We start from the raw sequence: 16,727 nt of genomic DNA on the forward strand, positions 1-16,727 counted from the left end.
TTGTTTTTATTTCAAATAGGCTTGTTCAAGGAGTTCCACTGATTCCGTTTCAGTTAATGGATTCTTCTTATCTGTATTATTTGTTAAATTGAATGAGATCAGATTGTTATTTCTTACGGCATATAGTAAATAGGAAGTCTTGTCCTTACTAACATCCTGAGATTTATCTTTTAGGATAATTTTCCAGATAATATAATTTTTTTCTTCGTTTCGCTTTACTTCGGAAACTTCAGCTTTCACTCCGGTTGAAGAGGCCCAGTAATCATATTCCCATTTGTAAAAAGCATTCAGCAATTCTTTTTCTGTTAAGCCTTCTTTATAAAATTCAAATTTTTCAGGTTTTCTTACTGAAATCAGCAAATTTATTTTTTCGTCTTTATTGCTTAAGTGAAATTGTCCGGATTGTTTAAGTTGGTTTTTATATTCCCATTTTCCAGGAATCTCAAATAATTCTCCATTGATTTGAAAAGGAGTCTTCTTTTGTGCAAAAGAAGAGGTTGAAACCAGAAAAAGAATGAAGATGGAAAAAAGTTTAAAGTTTAATTTCATTTTGATAACAGTATGTTGAGTGTTTAGTAAGGCTCAAATTTACATATTGTAATAATATAAATTATATACTATGATGATAATGTTGTTTGAGCCCGGAATTTCCACTTTTATTTCTTCCTTCTCCTTTCAAGAAGAAGATACGCTGCATCCAGCATTTTGATCAGATGGATGTACGGGTTTATCATATTCCTTTCCGGAAGGTTGTTGTATACGCCAAGTGAGAAATAGGCCATTCCGGATATAAAGTAATCAAACTCATTTATGCTGTATTCTCTGAATGCTTTTTTGAAGACCAACAGAGGATTTTGGTATTCCTTCTCAGAAAGCAAGCCAAGAACTAGTGGAGAGACTTCTTCCAACGGAGTATTGACGAACCCTTTCTTTTCCTTTATCGCTATGAAGTAACCTGCACGGATGAATGAACGCATCGCCTGATGAAAATGATAAATGACGGACGGATCTTCTTTTATCCAGCTATTTCTTTTAAGGGCATAGCTCATAATGCTGTTTAACAACTCTTTGGATGCTACCAGATCATTGAGCTGAAAAAATGTTTTCATTAGCTGTATGCCGTAATGCTTCTTCCGGCCTTTCCCAAGCCGGGATTGAATTTCTGTTCTGTTTTTTTTCATGAGTGTGTATTTTTTATTGTACGATTCTGCGGGCAGTAAAGAAGTAAGTCCTGAAATATCTGAACTTCCTGTCTATACAAGCCGAATGAATATGATAGAATTTATGTTTTCTAAAAGCCCGAAAGCCGCAATGGATTGTACATCCCATTGTACCGTGTCATGATACTTTATGTGGTAAAGCAGGCTTAGAAAAAGATGATTGTAGAAAAGCAGAACAGCATGAAAATAAAAACGGCATGAGACTCTACAATATCCGCTTTTGAGGTACTGGTATACCCTGCACACAGATAAGAGAGCTCACGCCTAGGTCGTGAGCTTCCTGCTTATCATCTTGCGTGCATAAAAATACCAGTTTTCAAAAGCAAGGTTCTAAGCAATAGCTTCTATATTTCTTTGAAGTATCGCAAAATTACTCTAATGAGTAATCTTTTCCAAATATAATAATATTTTTAATATACAGGACTATAGTCCTTAGTTTTTTATTTTGTTTTTGGTTCACTTTGTCATTATGCATGATTCTTTAGACGAAATAGAGCGATATATAATTTCAAAAGTGAAAGAAATAAGAGAACAGAGAGGTATTAGCCAAACTTCACTTTCTTTGGCTATTGGTAAGAGTACGAGCTATATTTCAGATATTGAAGCGCATTCCAAAACTGCAAAATACAATATTAAAAGCCTAAACTTAATATCTAAAGCTTTGGGATGCTCTCCAAGAGACTTCTGGCCAGAGCAACCAATTTTGGAAGAGAAATATGAATTTGTAAGAGAAATAGAAATAAAGAGAAAATCCTAGCGATAGCTGGGATTTGTCTTTGTTATTCTATTATAAAATAACATATTACGTATTGGAGCTGATGAGCATTTGTTAATATGATGTTACCAGTTGGGTTTATTCATTATCTTCAACTAATCTTTGTCTAGCTTCTTCTAACCATTCTCTGTCAATATTAATTATTGTAAAAGGAGCTTCTGGATTATTTCTTTGGTTAAAAACAAAAATCTTAGAGAAGAACTCCTGCTTTATATCAAGAGCAACTGATTTGTCTAAGTTGAATGACTTCCAATGACTAAATATTCTTTTAGGAATATAGAAGTCGAAGTCAGTTGATTGCCTCCTATCTCGTGGATTGTAAACAGTAAGTCTCCAAACATTCGCACTGTCTCCATTCCAATGAATTTCCGCTTTTAACGTAGAAAATGTTCCGTAATTATTTTGGCTGTTTAGAATGTTTTCTTCTGTCCTTGTTCTTGAAAATAAAAAAATCATATCGCCAGTTTCCAACAAACCAACATAAGAATATCTTAAAACTGTATTTGAAAATGTTACAATATCACCAATAATGTTGTCATCTACCAACAAGTTATAAGCTCTGTTGTACTTTTCAGCGTGTAGGTCTCCTTCTCTATCCTTTAAAAAATCATATAGATTTTGAACCTCTTCAGTCTGAAAACTATCAATTAATGGTTGGTCAATTCTATTAAAGTCCCGAATTGTATTTGCACTTAAAAACCAACTAAGTGAAAGCAATGGAATTTTATTGTTAGATGCGAACTCTACAGCTGGTTTACTAAAGTCATTTACAGAAGCAACGCCTACTTGATATAAAAATCTCGTTCTTGTATCAATCGCATAGGCTGCTCGTCTATTATTTTGCCTTTTAAGAATACTGTCTCTAGTTACAATTTCAAAATCATTCAAATCATTTCTTAAGCCAATTGCATTCCTTACAAATGGCAGATTTGCAATTGACCCATAAGCTTTACATTCAAATAGTAGTTGGGTTGGATAAGCAAATGGCATTTGAATAGGAGGGTTCATTATTATGTCTGCATCATGCGCTGCACCTTTTCCATTTATGAAGAAAAGTCCGCCTCTTTCAAATGAAAATAAATTATCAGCTCTGACATTTGTAAATCCGCAATTTTTCAATAATTGTCGAATAATATATTCAAGTAATGCCCCTTTTATATTTCCTGCTTTCATTTTGTTATTGTTTTATAGTTTTTACAAATGTTGAATTTTGTGTTTACCCTCACATTTTGCGAATACAGTGTTAGGTATAGTTCTTAATATTCATACGCGTTTGATGTCCATATATTTGATAAATCAAAAAGCTCTTCTTCAGAAAGGAAGGATTTTGTTGGAACATTACCTACTGAAAACCCTAAAAGAATTCTAAAAATGTCATATTTGATATGTTCATCACTAACCTTATATTTTTCAATAAATTCTAAATAACTTGCATTCATCATTTCCCAAGATTGTATTTCATAATCTGGTTTTAAATCTAATTCGTAATTGTAGATACTTTGCTCAAAAGTTAATTTTGTGTGTCTTCCAATTCCTAAATGAATATTTTTTGCTCGACAAATTAATGATTTAGAAAGTTTACTTTGAGATTTCGTTTTCATTTTAATTTGATCGCGGCTAATTTCAACAGGTTTCGCATCTCTTAGAATTTCTGTCATTAACATATAGCCTTTAATATTTTGAATAATATCTGGCCTAACTATTTTACAAATTTCAAGAGCTATTTTGTCAATAGAATTTTTTTCAGTTGTTAATGCAAGTTTATCTGCAAGATATAAAGAATAATTTTTTACTTCCTCTCTAGAAATATTATGCCAGATTGGAAGGATTGATTTTTTTCCATGCTCTTCTTTTGAAATTAATGATTGATATTCATAATCTGTCCATTTTTTATTGAGAAAATTATTCGAAATTACAACCACTCCAAAATCTGATTTTGATAATCCATAATCAATGGATTTAGTTAAACTATCACCAAATGTTAAAGTAAATTCATCGTACCAGACTTTCACATCAAGTTTTAAAAGTTTTTCAGCTAAAATTCTTACAAAATCGTTTTTATCTTCACTTGAATGCGAAATGAAAACATCCCATTGTTTATCCATTATCTTAGTTTTGAAATTATGACTAACATCCAAAATTTACACATTGCGCCAATAAATAATTACGTAAATGTGGTTTGGGTTTTATTAAATATACATTTTGTGTTGAAATATTTAAATCGACTTTTGTTTTTTATTATAAATTTTGATCAAATTAAAAAATCAAAATGAAATTTCCTTATGGGAAACCATAATCCATATAAAACCCCATTCTATTTTTATAGAACGAGGTTTTTATTTATAGTCATTAAGGCTATATAATTCCTTTGATTCTCCAAATTTTACAATTTGTTTAGTTGGAAGTAATCAACTTAAATTTTTTGTACAGTTAAATGAAAAATCTTAAAAACTAGCTAAATGATTTACCTATCTTATTAAGATACGCAGAACATATCTTAATAAAGTAATCCGTATAAGACATAATCATTTTATCGAAATCGACATTTTTATAGTGTTCTTTAATCTCGGGAGGTTGTCCAGGTGAATCCAGAGGTTTAAATACAATTTGTAGTTCTTGTTGTAATGTTTTCCCAATTACAACAAGCATTTTAGATAATTTTTCACTGTCTGAACTATTATCAGCAAATGTCATAAACTCTAAATATGCTTCATGAACGAAAGTTAAGGCTTCCGTATTAAAGACTTCAAAGCTTTTTAAAATTGAATTACTCATAAAATTAGTTTTTACTAATATAATAAAAGAGTTTAAAATATAGCTTAATTGGAACTAAAAATTTATGAATTTACTCCCCCGCACGAATCCTTTCGTGTAGGGAGTAAATTAAATCTTATATATAATCTAAAAACCAAAACCACACGATACAATCGTATGGCAGCGAGGGTTATTTTTTGAAAATATTCTTCATCATATTTTCTATTGTTTTTTTTGTTTCTTCCTCAATTATTTTTTTTGATTTCTCAACTAATTTACTTCTGAAGTTTTCACAACAAGCTTTTATTTCAAAGCCTTTAGATGTTTTGATAAATTGAGGATGTTTGTTGTGTTCGGAACATGATTCATTTTCAATTTTTCTTTTTATTGAATTGTAGTCTAATTCACTCATATTTATTTAGTTGTTTAAATGCTTTCTCCTAAGTTAAAATATTTAAACAATACTTTCTTACGGAAAACCATAATTTAAAAAACCGTCCTACAAAAGCAGAACGGTTTATATATTAAATTTGTCTTAGCGACTCGCTATTACATCATTCCTGGCATTCCACCACCATTGGCATAGCTGGTTCAGCGCTCTTCATTTCATTGATAACACATTCAGTTGTTAAAAGCATTCCAGAAAAGAAGCTGTATTTTCAAGGGTAACTCTTGTTACTTTTGTTGCATATCCTTGTCAAGGTTTTAAACCTTGACAAGGACACCAATCCAGGTACTTTTGTCTAAAACTTACAGATAAAAAAACCGCTCTACAAAGAGTAGAGCGGTTTATATATTAAATTTGTCTTAGCGACTTGCTATTACATCATTCCTGGCATTCTACCCCGCTACCGCACGAATCCTTTCGTGTGGTTTAAATAAATTAGCTATTATCTAAAAGCCAAAGCCACACGATACAATCGTGCGGTAGCGAGGAGGTTGCGAACTGTAAACATGAATTTGCTACAAAATTCGCAATCTTGCCAAACGCCTGTTGTGCGATGTTTTATTTTTCCAATGTTTCTAGTAGCCAATTCAGGCAAACTTCGGAATCCATAATTGACCAAGAATGTGGATTTTTCGTTCCGTCTAGCCGAACTCCTTTTCCTTGACTAACTATTACTCTAGCGTTTTCATTTCCCATTATTTTTAATTGGTTTATCATTGAGATGATATCAATTCCATTCCAATCATGTAAGTCACGATGTCTTTGATCAATTAACCAATCTGTATCCAAATCAGTAAACATTAAAAGAGGCATTTTTTTTAAATACTTTGCATTTCCGCCATCTTTTGCTCCATAAGAATAAATAGAATTTTCCAGATATTTTTCTGGGAATTTATCTGGAGATCCTCCATAAATACTGTCCCAATTATTCTTTATCCATTGTGCTTCATCTACTGCCGGTTTATAAATATTTCTTTCGATTTCTCTTTCGCAATATTTATAAAATCTTGCCTGGTCTAAAGGTGCGTCTAAGGCAAAAACTCCTTTTGGTATTAGAAAAAACTTTTCCGGATTTTTAGTTGCCTTTTCAGCGTAAGTTAAAGAAATCATTGCGCCACTTGAAAGGCCTCCGATTATGAATTTATCTTTCGGTACTTTATGCTTTGCGACAATTTCACTGAAAATTTTATCAAGTAATTTGAATTCTGCTTCTCGATTATCTGTTCCCCAATTGATTGATGGAACAATGACCATAATTCCTTTTTCAACTGCTATTTTTGGCAGACTTATTTGTTTTAATGTATTTTCAACGAGTTCTCCACCAGAAGGAATAATTACTAAAACACCTTTAATACTACTTTTTGGTACATATTTATAATAAAATAATTCTGTAGAATCATCATCATTAATGTACAGTTCAGCATCATCTGTTTTTGAAACAGATAATTTTTCAAATTCTTGAGCTTTACAAGATAAAACATTAAAAATTAGAGCAAAAATTAATATGTTTTTCATTTTTCTTTTTTTTCGGTCAAAATATCGTACAACATCCAAATTTATGCATTACGCTAATGTTGTTTTGGTTTTAGCCATCTATTTATTAATCATTAAATGTAAAATATAAATGTACTATTTCCCCTGCTCCCGCACGAATTCTTTCGTGTGGTTTAAATATTATAAATTAAACTCCCAATGATATAATCTAAAAGCCCAAGCCACACGATACAATCGCACGGTAACGAAGGGATCTGCTTCAAGCATGTTTATATATGCCTTATTTTGAAGCTTTAGATTTTTTACTATTCAATGCTTTCTGTTGTATCCATTGTACAGCAGTATCTACAGGGGCTGTATCATTGCTGGAGGAAGTATTGTGTCCCAGCTTAGGAAAAGAAGTATATTCGAAAGGCTTGCCTTGCGCTTTAAGCGTGTTCAATTGTTCTATACACAACTTTACCGGAATCTGTATGTCTTTTTCACCAAAAAGCCAAAGCCCGGGAATTGAAAGGGACTTCAGATAGTTTTTGGGGTCGGTGGCCACAAATTGATATTTGTCCGGATCATTTTTAGTATGCTCAATGGCATCTGCTTCTGTATGATTTTCCCAAAAACTATTGTTTCCATTAGTATAAAACTGAAATCGAAGCTGTTCCAGAGTGGTAATGGTAGGACAACTAAATAAAACCATAAATTCAATTTGTGGATTTTTGCTTACTGCCATCGGGATGATCCATCCTGCCTGACTGAATCCGACTAATCCAATGGGTGTTTTTTTATCTTTCAAATAGGTTCGAAATGTTGTTACGGCTGCATTGGCGTCCTGAGCCAATAAATTAAGATTAGTAGTGTCAATATTATTCGTGCCAACAGATGGTCCTACATACACACCTCCGGATTCTCCAACTCCGCGTTTATCATAGGTGAATACAGCAATGCCTTCTTTAGCAAGACGTTTTGCAAATTCCAGTTCTCTTTTTACCGGATCGGATCCGTGAACAATTACGACTGCTGCAACCGGTTTTTTAGGCTCTAAAATGGAGCCTGCCAGAGTGATACCCTGACTTTCAAACTTTACATCCTGAATGGTAAAATCTGCGGATTGTGAAAATACCATTTCTGGCAAAGCTATTAATAATAGCAAAATATATAAATTAGAAAAAAAGCTGATTTTCATAGATCATGGTTAGTTATCAAATATAATACAAAAAACCGCTCTATTTTTATAGAACGGTTTTAATTTATATATGGTAGTTAAGACTACATCATTCCTGGCATTCCACCACCCATTGGCATAGCTGGTTCTGCACTCTTAATTTCAGTGATTACACACTCCGTAGTAAGAAGCATTCCAGATACAGAAGCTGCATTTTCAAGGGCAACTCTTGTTACTTTAGTTGGGTCAATGATACCTGCTTCAAGCATGTGAACATACTCGTCAGTTTTCGCATTGTATCCGAAGTCTCCTGATCCTTCTGCTACTTTAGCAACAATTACAGAACCTTCACCACCTGCGTTAGCAACGATTTGTCTCAATGGCTCTTCAATGGCTCTTTTTACGATTTTAATCCCTGTAGTTTCGTCAGCATTGATTCCGGTAAGGTTTTCCAAAGCAGAGATTGCTCTTACTAAAGCAACACCACCACCTGCAACGATACCTTCTTCTACAGCTGCTCTCGTAGCGTGTAATGCATCGTCCACTCTGTCTTTTTTCTCTTTCATTTCCACTTCAGAAGCTGCTCCTACGTAAAGTACAGCAACACCACCAGCTAATTTAGCCAGTCTTTCCTGAAGTTTTTCTTTATCATAATCAGAAGTAGAAGTTTCCATCTGAGCTTTGATCTGAGCTACTCTTCCTTTGATTTTCGCTTCGTCACCACCACCGTTTACAACAGTTGTGTTGTCTTTGTCGATCGTTACTTTCTCAGCAGTTCCAAGCATATCCAAACAGATGTTTTCCATAGTGAAACCTTGCTCTTCAGAGATCACTTGTCCACCTGTAAGGATTGCGATATCTTCTAACATTGCTTTTCTTCTGTCTCCGAATCCCGGAGCTTTTACAGCAGCAATTTTAAGAGAACCTCTTAGTTTGTTTACCACTAAAGTAGCTAAAGCTTCACCTTCAACTTCTTCAGAGATAATTAATAGAGACTTACCACCTTGTGCAATTGGCTCAAGAACCGGAAGTAATTCTTTCATTGAAGAAATTTTCTTCTCTACTAAAAGGATATATGGGTTTTCTAGTTCAGCTAACATTTTCTCAGGGTTAGTCACGAAGTAAGGTGACTGGTAACCTCTGTCGAACTGCATACCTTCTACAACATCTACCGTTGTATCGATACCTTTAGCCTCTTCTACAGTGATTACACCTTCTTTTCCAACTTTTCCGAAAGCTTCAGCGATCAAAGCACCAATAGTTTCGTCATTGTTAGCAGATACAGAAGCAACTTGCTTTACTTTATCTGTAGAATCTCCAACCTCCTGAGACTGTGTTTTCAGGTTTTCAACAACTGCAGTTACTGCTTTGTCGATTCCTCTTTTAAGATCCATTGGGTTAGCACCAGCAGCTACGTTCTTAAGACCTTCTCTTACGATAGCCTGTGCCAATACAGTAGCGGTAGTTGTACCGTCTCCTGCGATATCATTAGTTTTGGAAGCCACTTCTTTTACCATTTGTGCTCCCATATTTTCTACTCTGTCTTCAAGTTCGATTTCTTTTGCAACAGACACACCATCCTTAGTTACGTGTGGAGCACCGAAAGATTTTTCGATCACTACGTTTCTACCTTTAGGACCTAAAGTTACCTTTACTGCATTAGCCAATGCATCTACTCCTCTCTTTAGAGCGTCTCTTGATTCAATATCGAATTTTATTTCTTTTGCCATAATTTTTTATTGTATTAGTGTACTTTGTACAATGTATTAATGATTTTGTATCCTGAAAATATCATTTTACATGAATACATTTTACTTTTTACAAATTAACCGATGATTCCTAATAAATCAGCTTCTCTTACGATTAAATAATCTTTTCCTTCAAGCTTCAATTCAGCTCCTGAATATTTTCCATAAAGAACTTTGTCACCTACCTGAACAGTTGTAGGCTCATCTTTTTTACCAGGACCTACTGCCACAACAGTACCTTCTTGAGGCTTTTCCTTTGCAGTGTCCGGGATGATAATACCTGAAGCTGTTTTAGTTTCTGCAGCGATAGGCTCTACTAGAACTCTGTCTGCTAATGGTTTAAAGTTTACTGACATAATATGTTTATTTATTAATTATTTCTGTGTAGTAATTCTCTAAATGTATGCCATGAGACACTGGTGGATGAAATGGCAGACTTTTATTTCCGAATGTGAAAATTTGGCAGAAAAATTATTTCTTGCGTGCTGGAAATCCGAAAAGATAACTCGTAGCTACAGGGACTATAAACAAAAGAACGGTAATAGCGGAAACCAGAATTTCCATGGTATGACTGGCTAAAAACTGAGCAAAAGCTGTAGCAGGGTAGAAGTGTTCGTATAATGACAAACTTAGTTTAACTCCTAAAATAGCAATCACAATAAAAGCGGCCGTTTCCAGAAAAGGGAATATCTGCATCAGACGGACAAACCACTGTGCAATAAATCTCATCGCTAAAATTCCTATAAATACCCCAAGTGTAATCAAAAGTAAATTGTCTGAAAACGCTACCGCAGCAAAAACATTATCTATGGAAAAAGCAAGATCCATTACTTCTACAATAGCTACAGTGGCCCAGAACTGTCCCAGCAGTCCGATTGAATTTTTGTACAGCCAACTGGATTCTTTGTCCGGGGTTTCCTCAGGATTTTCTTCATCATTTGTGTTTTTAATCTTTTTGATAAACCAGTCAAAGGAAATATAGAGCAGATAGAATCCTCCTAATGGTTTTAGCCACCATACGGAAATCAGTACGGAAGCAAAAATAAGGGCCAGTCCACGAAATACATAAGCTCCAAGGATTCCGTATTTCAAGGCTTTTTTTCTTTGATGTTCGGGCAGATCCATTACGATGGTAGCTAGTACAGCTGCATTGTCTACAGAGAGAAGGCTTTCGATCAGGATAAGATTACCGATGATAGCGATGGATTTTGCAGGATTTTGTAATATGTCATTTAAAAGGTGTGTGAAATCAGGAAACATCATTTTTTAAAGAAATAGAATTTTGATTAAGTTTTGAAATAATGGCAGCAGAAACTGAAATACCTATGAAATTGGTAACCGATCTGGCTTCGTTCATAAAGCGGTCTATACTGTATAAAAGAGCAAGATCTGTGGTGGGAATTTTTCCAAAACGGCTTAGGGTAAACATCAGGGCAAGGAAGCCTGATCCGGGTACTCCCGAAGCTGTTTTTGAAGCAATTGAAATCGTTATAAAAAGCCAGAAATAATCTTTTACCGTAAGAGGAATATTATAAAACTGGATAAGAAAAATACATGAAATTGAAAGGTAAATACAGGCTCCTGCCAGATTAAAATTGTATCCGAGAGGAATAATAAGACGAAGAATTTTCCGGTCATAGCCTTGTGATTCCATTTTATCAAAAATCATGGGGAAGGCGGTCTTTGAAGAAGAAGTGGCCACTACAAGAATGATTTCCTCTTTGATGCTGATTAAAAAATCCCAAAGGTTAATTTTAAAGTAAGCCGTTACAATACCTAGTATTCCGAAAATGAAAAATACACAGGTAAGATATACCGTTGCAACTATCTTACTTAATGGCAGTAAAGTATTAATCCCATATACAGAAATTCCGTAAGCGATATTAGAGAAAATGACTATCGGAAGAAAGATGTAAACATACTTGATGATCTTGAAAAACAAGTTTCTTCCCTTATCAATCGTTTTAAGAATGTTATTTTTTTTCTTTGAAAGGCCAATCACAACTCCCGCAGATATTGATATTAAAAGAAAAAGCACATAATTGCTGATATGCAACGGATTCGTGGATGTGGTTAAAAATCTTTCCGGAAGCGCTTTGTGGGAAGAAATGATAATTCCCGTATTGGCTCCTGGTTTTAAAAGAAGCCCGGAACCGATTCCCAATACAATACTTACGGAGGTGATGATTAAAAAGTACAGAACCATCTGACTTACAATTTTAAAAGCATTTTTGGTGCTGAAAATGTAGCTTACCCCATAAGTTACAGCAATGAAAATAACAGGAATAATCAAAACCTCAAGAAGCATGAAAAAGTAACTGCTTACCGTTTCCAGATGTTTACTGACTTCCGGGAAATAATAACCGGTTAATGCTCCACAGATAATCGCTGTGAACACATATAGAGTTAAGTTTCTTAAATAGGAGTCTGTAAATGTTTTTTGCTTAGAAGGTTTCATCATTCACTTTTTATTGGGTAAGATTACAAAATTCAAAGATATAACCTTATATAATACCAAGAAGCAATGCGCTCAGCAACATTACGATTGATGATCCTATGGCCCATTTTAAAGTGAATTTCAGATGGTCCGAGAATTCCACACCTGCCAGTGAAACCAACAGATAAGTAGAAGGAACCAAAGGACTTAATAAATGAGAAGCCTGCCCCACAAGGCTGGCACGTCCTAAAATATCAGGAGGAATATTCAGCTGGCTGCCGGTTGCAGTAATCACAGGCAATATTCCAAAATAATAGGCATCATTGGTAAGGAAAAAAGTAAGCGGTACACTGAATATTGCAGTGATGACGTTCAGATATCCACCCCATGTTTTAGGAACGATACTGATAATACTGTTTCCCATAGAATTCATAATTCCGGTACCATTCAGGATTCCTGTAAAAATTCCTGCTCCGAAGATCATTCCTGCTACAGATAATGCATTTCCTGCATGTTTTGAAATGATTTTCTGCTGGTCTTTCAGTTTCGGATAATTAATTAGGGAAGCTATACAAAAGGCAATCATAAAGGCAATTCCCAAAGGAATAATATCAAGAATCATTACGCAAAGCAGGACAATGGTAAGGATCAGATTGATAATAATAAGTTTGGGACGTCTTAATGCGGGATCATTTTCCCCGGCAATATCCTGTCCGCTGTATTTGGTATATTTTCCGTGCTTGCTTATTCTTTTTTTCTCCCGTACACCCAAAATATAGGCGACAAAAAATACCCAGATCAGCCCGATCACCATTACCGGGATCATAGGAACGAATATTTCTGTGTGGCCCAGTTTAAGGGAACTCATCACTCTTGCAGTAGGTCCTCCCCATGGTAAAATATTCATAATACCGCCTGCAAGCATGATAATACAGGTCAGAACCAAAGGGTTCATCCCTTGTTTTTTATAAAGTGGGAGTAATGCAGCCACTACAATAATGTAAGTGGAAGAGCCATCGCCGTCTAATGAAACTAAAGTGGTGAGAAGGGCAGTTCCGATGGTTGTTTTTACAGGATTATCTCCTACAGCCTTTAATATGGCATTGACAAGGGGCTCGAAAAGCCCTGTATCAATCATCAGACTGAAATACAGGATGGCAAAAATCAGCATAACTCCCGTAAGTGCTATTTCTTTTACTCCGTCTTTCATCATTTTTCCGAGGTCAGGTCCAAATCCTGCAACTACAGCTATAAGAACCGGAACTAGAACTAAGGCGGTAAGTGGAGTCATCTTTTTGTTCATGATGAGAACCATGAAGATGAAAATCATTAAAAAGCCAAGAAGGGTCAGCATAGTTTTGTGTAAATATTAATGAGGTTATTATTGTTTCTTTTTTCTCCAGTCAAAATTGTTTCTGAATCCTACGAATCCATAATTACTTGTTTTTTTGGTTTCCAGCTGATTGATAAAGGCTAGCTCCAAAGCAGAATTTTTTCCTAGTTTTATTCCAAGACCTGCCGTAATACGATTGCTGTCGAAGGGTTCTAGCTTATCAACATTCATTCTTATTTCATTTTTAAGAATACCATAAAGCTTTTCTTTTTCTCCTTTTTTATTGAAAGGAATTCTGACAGAGATCAGATACCGGATTCTTACTTCAAATTCATCAGGATTACTGATAAAACGTTCTTCCACTCTAAGCCGGTTGGAAATTGACGTTCTGCCGATGTAATAATCAGCGGTTACCTGCTGGAAAGGTCTTTTTTCATATCTTATCTTTTTAGAATCATCAGCATTATAAGATTCAAGGATTAAAAACATAGCTCCTGCAGCAGGTTTTATATTTTCCACCACTTCATAATCTACATAGGCATTCACGAGAAAAAGCCTTGTGTCATAGGCAAGATCAAAAGAACGGTATTGAGTAAGTGCGGTTAAAGTACTTTTATCCGTAAGCTTTGCCGACATCAGGTATTGAAACCACATATTATAGTTGTCTTTACTCTGACTGTGTAAAAGGCTATTTACCATGCAAAATGATAAAATAAGCATTAATTGTATATTAAGTTTCATGTAATATTTGATTAATATTGCGGTTTCTCAAATATATTTATTCGACAGAGCGGGACTGGATTTTTTCAATCAATGACAGTTTTTCTCAACGAACTGCATTTTGAGACAAAAAGATATTATATTTGATGCGTTTCAAAATAAGGTATGGACTATGTTTTTAATCATTAATTTTATTATTATATTATTGATTATCAGAATTTTATTTAGTGGTAAGATTCTGGAAAGTCTTATGAAGTACCGTTGGAAATTTTTGTTGAGGTTTCAGCATGTTTTTTTCTTTTTTATCTTCATTTTGATGACTTATTTCACCGAAAACTACTTCCTGGATTCAACTCAGTTGGTAATAAGCATTATTTTGAATACAATTTTTAATGTGGGAATTTATTATCTGGTATACTATTATCTTGTTCCCCGGTTTTATTTATCCAATAAGTATCCGGAGTTTATCCTTTATGCTTTAATCTGTTTTTTGGTGTCCAGTCTTTTCAGAATTCTGTGGGAGCCGGCAGTTTTTCAGATCGATTTCAGTGAAAAAAGTTACCATGTTGGGTTCCTGTATAATGTGTACATCTCGCAGGGAATAATAATTCTGGTCGGTTCTTTTTTGGGAATTACCAAAGACAAATTTTTAATTGAGCAGGATGTAATCAGCCTTGGAGAAGAGAAAGACCAGCTTTATCTTGATTTGCTGAAGTCTAAACTGAATCCTCATTTTTTGTTGAATACTCTTAATAATATATACGCGAACAGTTTTACCCATTCAGAGAAAACGTCGGATTCTATTTTGCAGTTGAGCCGGCTTCTGAAGTATATTATTTATGACAGTGGAAAGGAAAAAGTAACGATTTCCCAGGAATTTTCTTCACTGAAAGCTCTTGCAGCTTTATACCAGCTTAAATATAATAACCAGCTTGATATTGTAATGGATATTGAAGATCAGGAAGAATTTGACATTGCTGAAATCCCGTCTGCTATACTTCTTACTTTATTTGAAAATGCATTAAAGCACTCAGCAATAGGAGAGGATGCTCATGGTTTTATAAAATTATTCTGTAATATTGAGCGCTTTGAACTGTATTTTGAAATTATAAATTCTGTAGGGAAAGATAGAAATCATGCGGCTGAATCTAATTATCACGGATTGGGTAATGAAGCAATTATTCATATATTGGAAAAATTTTATCCTGATCAGTATGAATTTTATTCCGGACCGAAAGAAAATGATCAATATAAAATTGCTTTAACAATTACTATCAATGGCTAACCTTACTATCGTTAATGTAGATGATGAATATCCTGCATTGCAGCTTGTAAAACAATATTGCGATCAGCTTGAAGATGTTGAACTGCTGGCTTCATTTCAGAAACCGGAAGAGGCGCTGGCATTCCTGAAAGCAAATAAAGTGGATTTGGTTGTTTTCGATATCAATATGCCTGGAATCAATGGAGTAGAACTTTTGCAGCAGCTTCCCGATCCGCCGTTATGTATTTTTCTTACACTGGAAACAAAATACGCGGTGAAAGCCTTTGAACTGGATGTTGTTCATTATCTCATAAAACCTGTAGACTTTGATACTTTCAAAAAAGCGGTTAATAAAGCAAGAGATTTTGTTCAGTTTAAAAGCTCTGCTAATAACCAGCAGCAGGAAGACTATATTATGTTCAAATCCAATTACGTGATGAATAAAGTTTTTCTTAAAGATATTCTATGGATACAGGGATTCGGGGAATATATTGTACTGATGACCCCATTGAAAAAATATATGATTTTGGAGAGAATGTCAAATTTTGAAGAGAAATTTCAGCATTTCGGGTTTATCAGAATTCATAAGTCTTATATCGTTTTGTCGGATCATATCAATTCTTATAATTCCGGTCATGTTTTTTTGAAAAACGGAGAAGAACTTCCACTTGGGCGAACTTATAAAAAGAACGTAAAAGCACATTTAAGCTAAAAAATAAAAGCCGGAATTTTCCGGCTTTCAAAAATTGTTATCTGATGGCTGAACTATGGGCAATATTGTCCAGGTCCGATCCACAGGATACATTGTCCTTTGTAATTGTATTCACAGCAAATGCGTCCTGCAGCTCCGCCATTGATAGATTTCTGAGCATCTCTGCTTAATAATTTAGCGTTTTTCATAGTTAATAATATTTTGATTTGTACGCTCCTGAGAATTTAAAGTCAATCAGGATTTTGACATTTGGTGTAAAAGAAGTGGATCAAAGATACTATTTTTCCTTATTATGGGATATATTTTATTGCTGTTTTTTTTAAATAAAATTTTGATTATCAGGTTGTAAAGATGATGGAGGATATAAACAGGGAAAGCCGGAAACCTCCGGCTTTATTCTAAATTGTTATCAGATAATTGAACTATGGGCAATTCTGTCCCGGTCCGATCCATAAAGTACACTTTCCGTTGTCGTCGCGTTCGCAGCATACAAGTCTGGCAGCAATTCCGCCATTGATCGTTTTCTGAGCATCTCTGCTTAGTAATTTGGCATTTTTCATAAGTAATATTTTGTTTTTTTGATCCTGAACATTTATTGTCAATCAGGTTTTTGACATTTGGTGTTTATGGTCATTCAAATATAAGACTTTTTAAGTCAGGTTG

Annotated in this window: 19 protein-coding genes; 3 read left to right on the plus strand and 16 right to left on the minus strand. The window is 34.5% G+C overall.

Going from position 1 to position 16,727, the window contains the following annotated elements; all coding sequences use genetic code 11:
* Positions 1–6 precede the first annotated feature (6 nt).
* Positions 7–549, minus strand: coding sequence for a hypothetical protein (locus OL225_RS00555; protein WP_264516936.1), 543 nt, complete (start codon positions 547–549; stop codon positions 7–9).
* Positions 550–656: 107 nt separating this feature from the next.
* On the minus strand, positions 657–1,181 hold the full coding sequence (locus OL225_RS00560; protein WP_264516937.1) for a hypothetical protein: 525 nt from the start codon (positions 1,179–1,181) through the stop codon (positions 657–659).
* 508 nt (positions 1,182–1,689) lie between these two features.
* On the opposite strand from OL225_RS00560, the gene OL225_RS00565 reads away from it, so the two are divergent.
* Positions 1,690–1,977, plus strand: a complete 288-nt coding sequence (locus OL225_RS00565) for a helix-turn-helix domain-containing protein (protein WP_264516938.1) — start codon at positions 1,690–1,692, stop codon at positions 1,975–1,977.
* A 96-nt stretch (positions 1,978–2,073) separates the two neighbouring features.
* Here the strand turns inward: OL225_RS00565 and OL225_RS00570 are convergent, their stop codons facing one another.
* The 12 genes from OL225_RS00570 to OL225_RS00625 form a co-directional block, all read right to left on the minus strand.
* On the minus strand, positions 2,074–3,168 hold the full coding sequence (locus tag OL225_RS00570) for a hypothetical protein (RefSeq protein WP_264516939.1): 1,095 nt from the start codon (positions 3,166–3,168) through the stop codon (positions 2,074–2,076).
* A gap of 83 nt (positions 3,169–3,251) precedes the next feature.
* Entirely contained in the window at positions 3,252–4,100 is an 849-nt protein-coding gene (locus OL225_RS00575; RefSeq protein WP_264516940.1) for a toll/interleukin-1 receptor domain-containing protein, read from the minus strand.
* 346 nt (positions 4,101–4,446) lie between these two features.
* Entirely contained in the window at positions 4,447–4,770 is a 324-nt protein-coding gene (locus tag OL225_RS00580; protein WP_264516941.1) for a hypothetical protein, read from the minus strand.
* Positions 4,771–4,939: 169 nt separating this feature from the next.
* Positions 4,940–5,161 (minus strand): hypothetical protein, encoded by a 222-nt coding sequence (locus OL225_RS00585; RefSeq protein WP_264516942.1) that lies wholly within the window; start codon positions 5,159–5,161, stop codon positions 4,940–4,942.
* Positions 5,162–5,755: 594 nt separating this feature from the next.
* Positions 5,756–6,712, minus strand: coding sequence for a hypothetical protein (locus tag OL225_RS00590; RefSeq protein WP_264516943.1), 957 nt, complete (start codon positions 6,710–6,712; stop codon positions 5,756–5,758).
* Between the two features lie 259 nt (positions 6,713–6,971).
* A complete protein-coding gene (locus OL225_RS00595; protein ID WP_264516944.1) occupies positions 6,972–7,838 on the minus strand; it encodes an alpha/beta hydrolase family protein in 867 nt (288 codons plus the stop codon).
* A gap of 116 nt (positions 7,839–7,954) precedes the next feature.
* Positions 7,955–9,580 (minus strand): chaperonin GroEL, encoded by a 1,626-nt coding sequence (gene groL / locus OL225_RS00600; protein WP_264516945.1) that lies wholly within the window; start codon positions 9,578–9,580, stop codon positions 7,955–7,957.
* 95 nt (positions 9,581–9,675) lie between these two features.
* Positions 9,676–9,954, minus strand: coding sequence for a co-chaperone GroES (groES, locus tag OL225_RS00605; protein WP_034696138.1), 279 nt, complete (start codon positions 9,952–9,954; stop codon positions 9,676–9,678).
* Between the two features lie 115 nt (positions 9,955–10,069).
* Positions 10,070–10,861: a TerC family protein gene (locus OL225_RS00610; protein WP_264516946.1), complete on the minus strand. Its 792-nt coding sequence runs from the start codon at positions 10,859–10,861 to the stop codon at positions 10,070–10,072.
* Entirely contained in the window at positions 10,848–12,059 is a 1,212-nt protein-coding gene (locus OL225_RS00615) for a cation:dicarboxylate symporter family transporter (protein ID WP_047379145.1), read from the minus strand. The genes OL225_RS00610 and OL225_RS00615 overlap by 14 nt, the downstream gene beginning before the upstream one ends.
* 43 nt (positions 12,060–12,102) lie before the next feature.
* Positions 12,103–13,389 (minus strand): CitMHS family transporter, encoded by a 1,287-nt coding sequence (locus tag OL225_RS00620; protein ID WP_047379142.1) that lies wholly within the window; start codon positions 13,387–13,389, stop codon positions 12,103–12,105.
* A gap of 27 nt (positions 13,390–13,416) precedes the next feature.
* Positions 13,417–14,109, minus strand: coding sequence for a DUF2490 domain-containing protein (locus tag OL225_RS00625; protein WP_264516947.1), 693 nt, complete (start codon positions 14,107–14,109; stop codon positions 13,417–13,419).
* Positions 14,110–14,464: 355 nt separating this feature from the next.
* On the opposite strand from OL225_RS00625, the gene OL225_RS00630 reads away from it, so the two are divergent.
* Together OL225_RS00630 and OL225_RS00635 are read left to right on the plus strand one after the other, a co-directional pair.
* Entirely contained in the window at positions 14,465–15,373 is a 909-nt protein-coding gene (locus OL225_RS00630) for a sensor histidine kinase (RefSeq protein WP_264516948.1), read from the plus strand.
* A complete protein-coding gene (locus tag OL225_RS00635; protein ID WP_264516949.1) occupies positions 15,366–16,064 on the plus strand; it encodes a LytR/AlgR family response regulator transcription factor in 699 nt (232 codons plus the stop codon). Before OL225_RS00630 ends, OL225_RS00635 begins: the two co-directional genes overlap by 8 nt.
* A 53-nt stretch (positions 16,065–16,117) precedes the next feature.
* Here the strand turns inward: OL225_RS00635 and OL225_RS00640 are convergent, their stop codons facing one another.
* Together OL225_RS00640 and OL225_RS00645 are read right to left on the minus strand one after the other, a co-directional pair.
* Positions 16,118–16,252: a hypothetical protein gene (locus OL225_RS00640; protein ID WP_255812661.1), complete on the minus strand. Its 135-nt coding sequence runs from the start codon at positions 16,250–16,252 to the stop codon at positions 16,118–16,120.
* A gap of 234 nt (positions 16,253–16,486) precedes the next feature.
* Positions 16,487–16,624, minus strand: a complete 138-nt coding sequence (locus OL225_RS00645) for a hypothetical protein (RefSeq protein WP_165790518.1) — start codon at positions 16,622–16,624, stop codon at positions 16,487–16,489.
* Positions 16,625–16,727 lie beyond the last annotated feature (103 nt).

It is taken from the genome of Chryseobacterium viscerum (assembly GCF_025949665.1).
GTDB classification, from domain to species: Bacteria; Bacteroidota; Bacteroidia; order Flavobacteriales; family Weeksellaceae; genus Chryseobacterium; species Chryseobacterium viscerum_A.

Excerpts from the sequence above, each read along its gene's own strand:
- OL225_RS00620 (WP_047379142.1), bottom strand. The coding sequence starts at position 13,389 with ATGCTGACCCTTCTTGGCTTTTTAATGATTTTCATCTTCATGGTTCTC.
- OL225_RS00580 (WP_264516941.1), bottom strand. The coding sequence starts at position 4,770 with ATGAGTAATTCAATTTTAAAAAGCTTTGAAGTCTTTAATACGGAAGCC.
- groES (WP_034696138.1), bottom strand. The coding sequence starts at position 9,954 with ATGTCAGTAAACTTTAAACCATTAGCAGACAGAGTTCTAGTAGAGCCT.
- OL225_RS00575 (WP_264516940.1), bottom strand. The coding sequence starts at position 4,100 with ATGGATAAACAATGGGATGTTTTCATTTCGCATTCAAGTGAAGATAAA.
- OL225_RS00635 (WP_264516949.1), top strand. The coding sequence starts at position 15,366 with ATGGCTAACCTTACTATCGTTAATGTAGATGATGAATATCCTGCATTG.
- OL225_RS00570 (WP_264516939.1), bottom strand. The coding sequence starts at position 3,168 with ATGAAAGCAGGAAATATAAAAGGGGCATTACTTGAATATATTATTCGA.
- OL225_RS00640 (WP_255812661.1), bottom strand. The coding sequence starts at position 16,252 with ATGAAAAACGCTAAATTATTAAGCAGAGATGCTCAGAAATCTATCAAT.
- OL225_RS00565 (WP_264516938.1), top strand. The coding sequence starts at position 1,690 with ATGCATGATTCTTTAGACGAAATAGAGCGATATATAATTTCAAAAGTG.
- OL225_RS00555 (WP_264516936.1), bottom strand. The coding sequence starts at position 549 with ATGAAATTAAACTTTAAACTTTTTTCCATCTTCATTCTTTTTCTGGTT.
- OL225_RS00645 (WP_165790518.1), bottom strand. The coding sequence starts at position 16,624 with ATGAAAAATGCCAAATTACTAAGCAGAGATGCTCAGAAAACGATCAAT.
- OL225_RS00610 (WP_264516946.1), bottom strand. The coding sequence starts at position 10,861 with ATGATGTTTCCTGATTTCACACACCTTTTAAATGACATATTACAAAAT.
- OL225_RS00590 (WP_264516943.1), bottom strand. The coding sequence starts at position 6,712 with ATGAAAAACATATTAATTTTTGCTCTAATTTTTAATGTTTTATCTTGT.
- OL225_RS00560 (WP_264516937.1), bottom strand. The coding sequence starts at position 1,181 with ATGAAAAAAAACAGAACAGAAATTCAATCCCGGCTTGGGAAAGGCCGG.
- OL225_RS00585 (WP_264516942.1), bottom strand. The coding sequence starts at position 5,161 with ATGAGTGAATTAGACTACAATTCAATAAAAAGAAAAATTGAAAATGAA.
- OL225_RS00625 (WP_264516947.1), bottom strand. The coding sequence starts at position 14,109 with ATGAAACTTAATATACAATTAATGCTTATTTTATCATTTTGCATGGTA.
- OL225_RS00615 (WP_047379145.1), bottom strand. The coding sequence starts at position 12,059 with ATGATGAAACCTTCTAAGCAAAAAACATTTACAGACTCCTATTTAAGA.
- groL (WP_264516945.1), bottom strand. The coding sequence starts at position 9,580 with ATGGCAAAAGAAATAAAATTCGATATTGAATCAAGAGACGCTCTAAAG.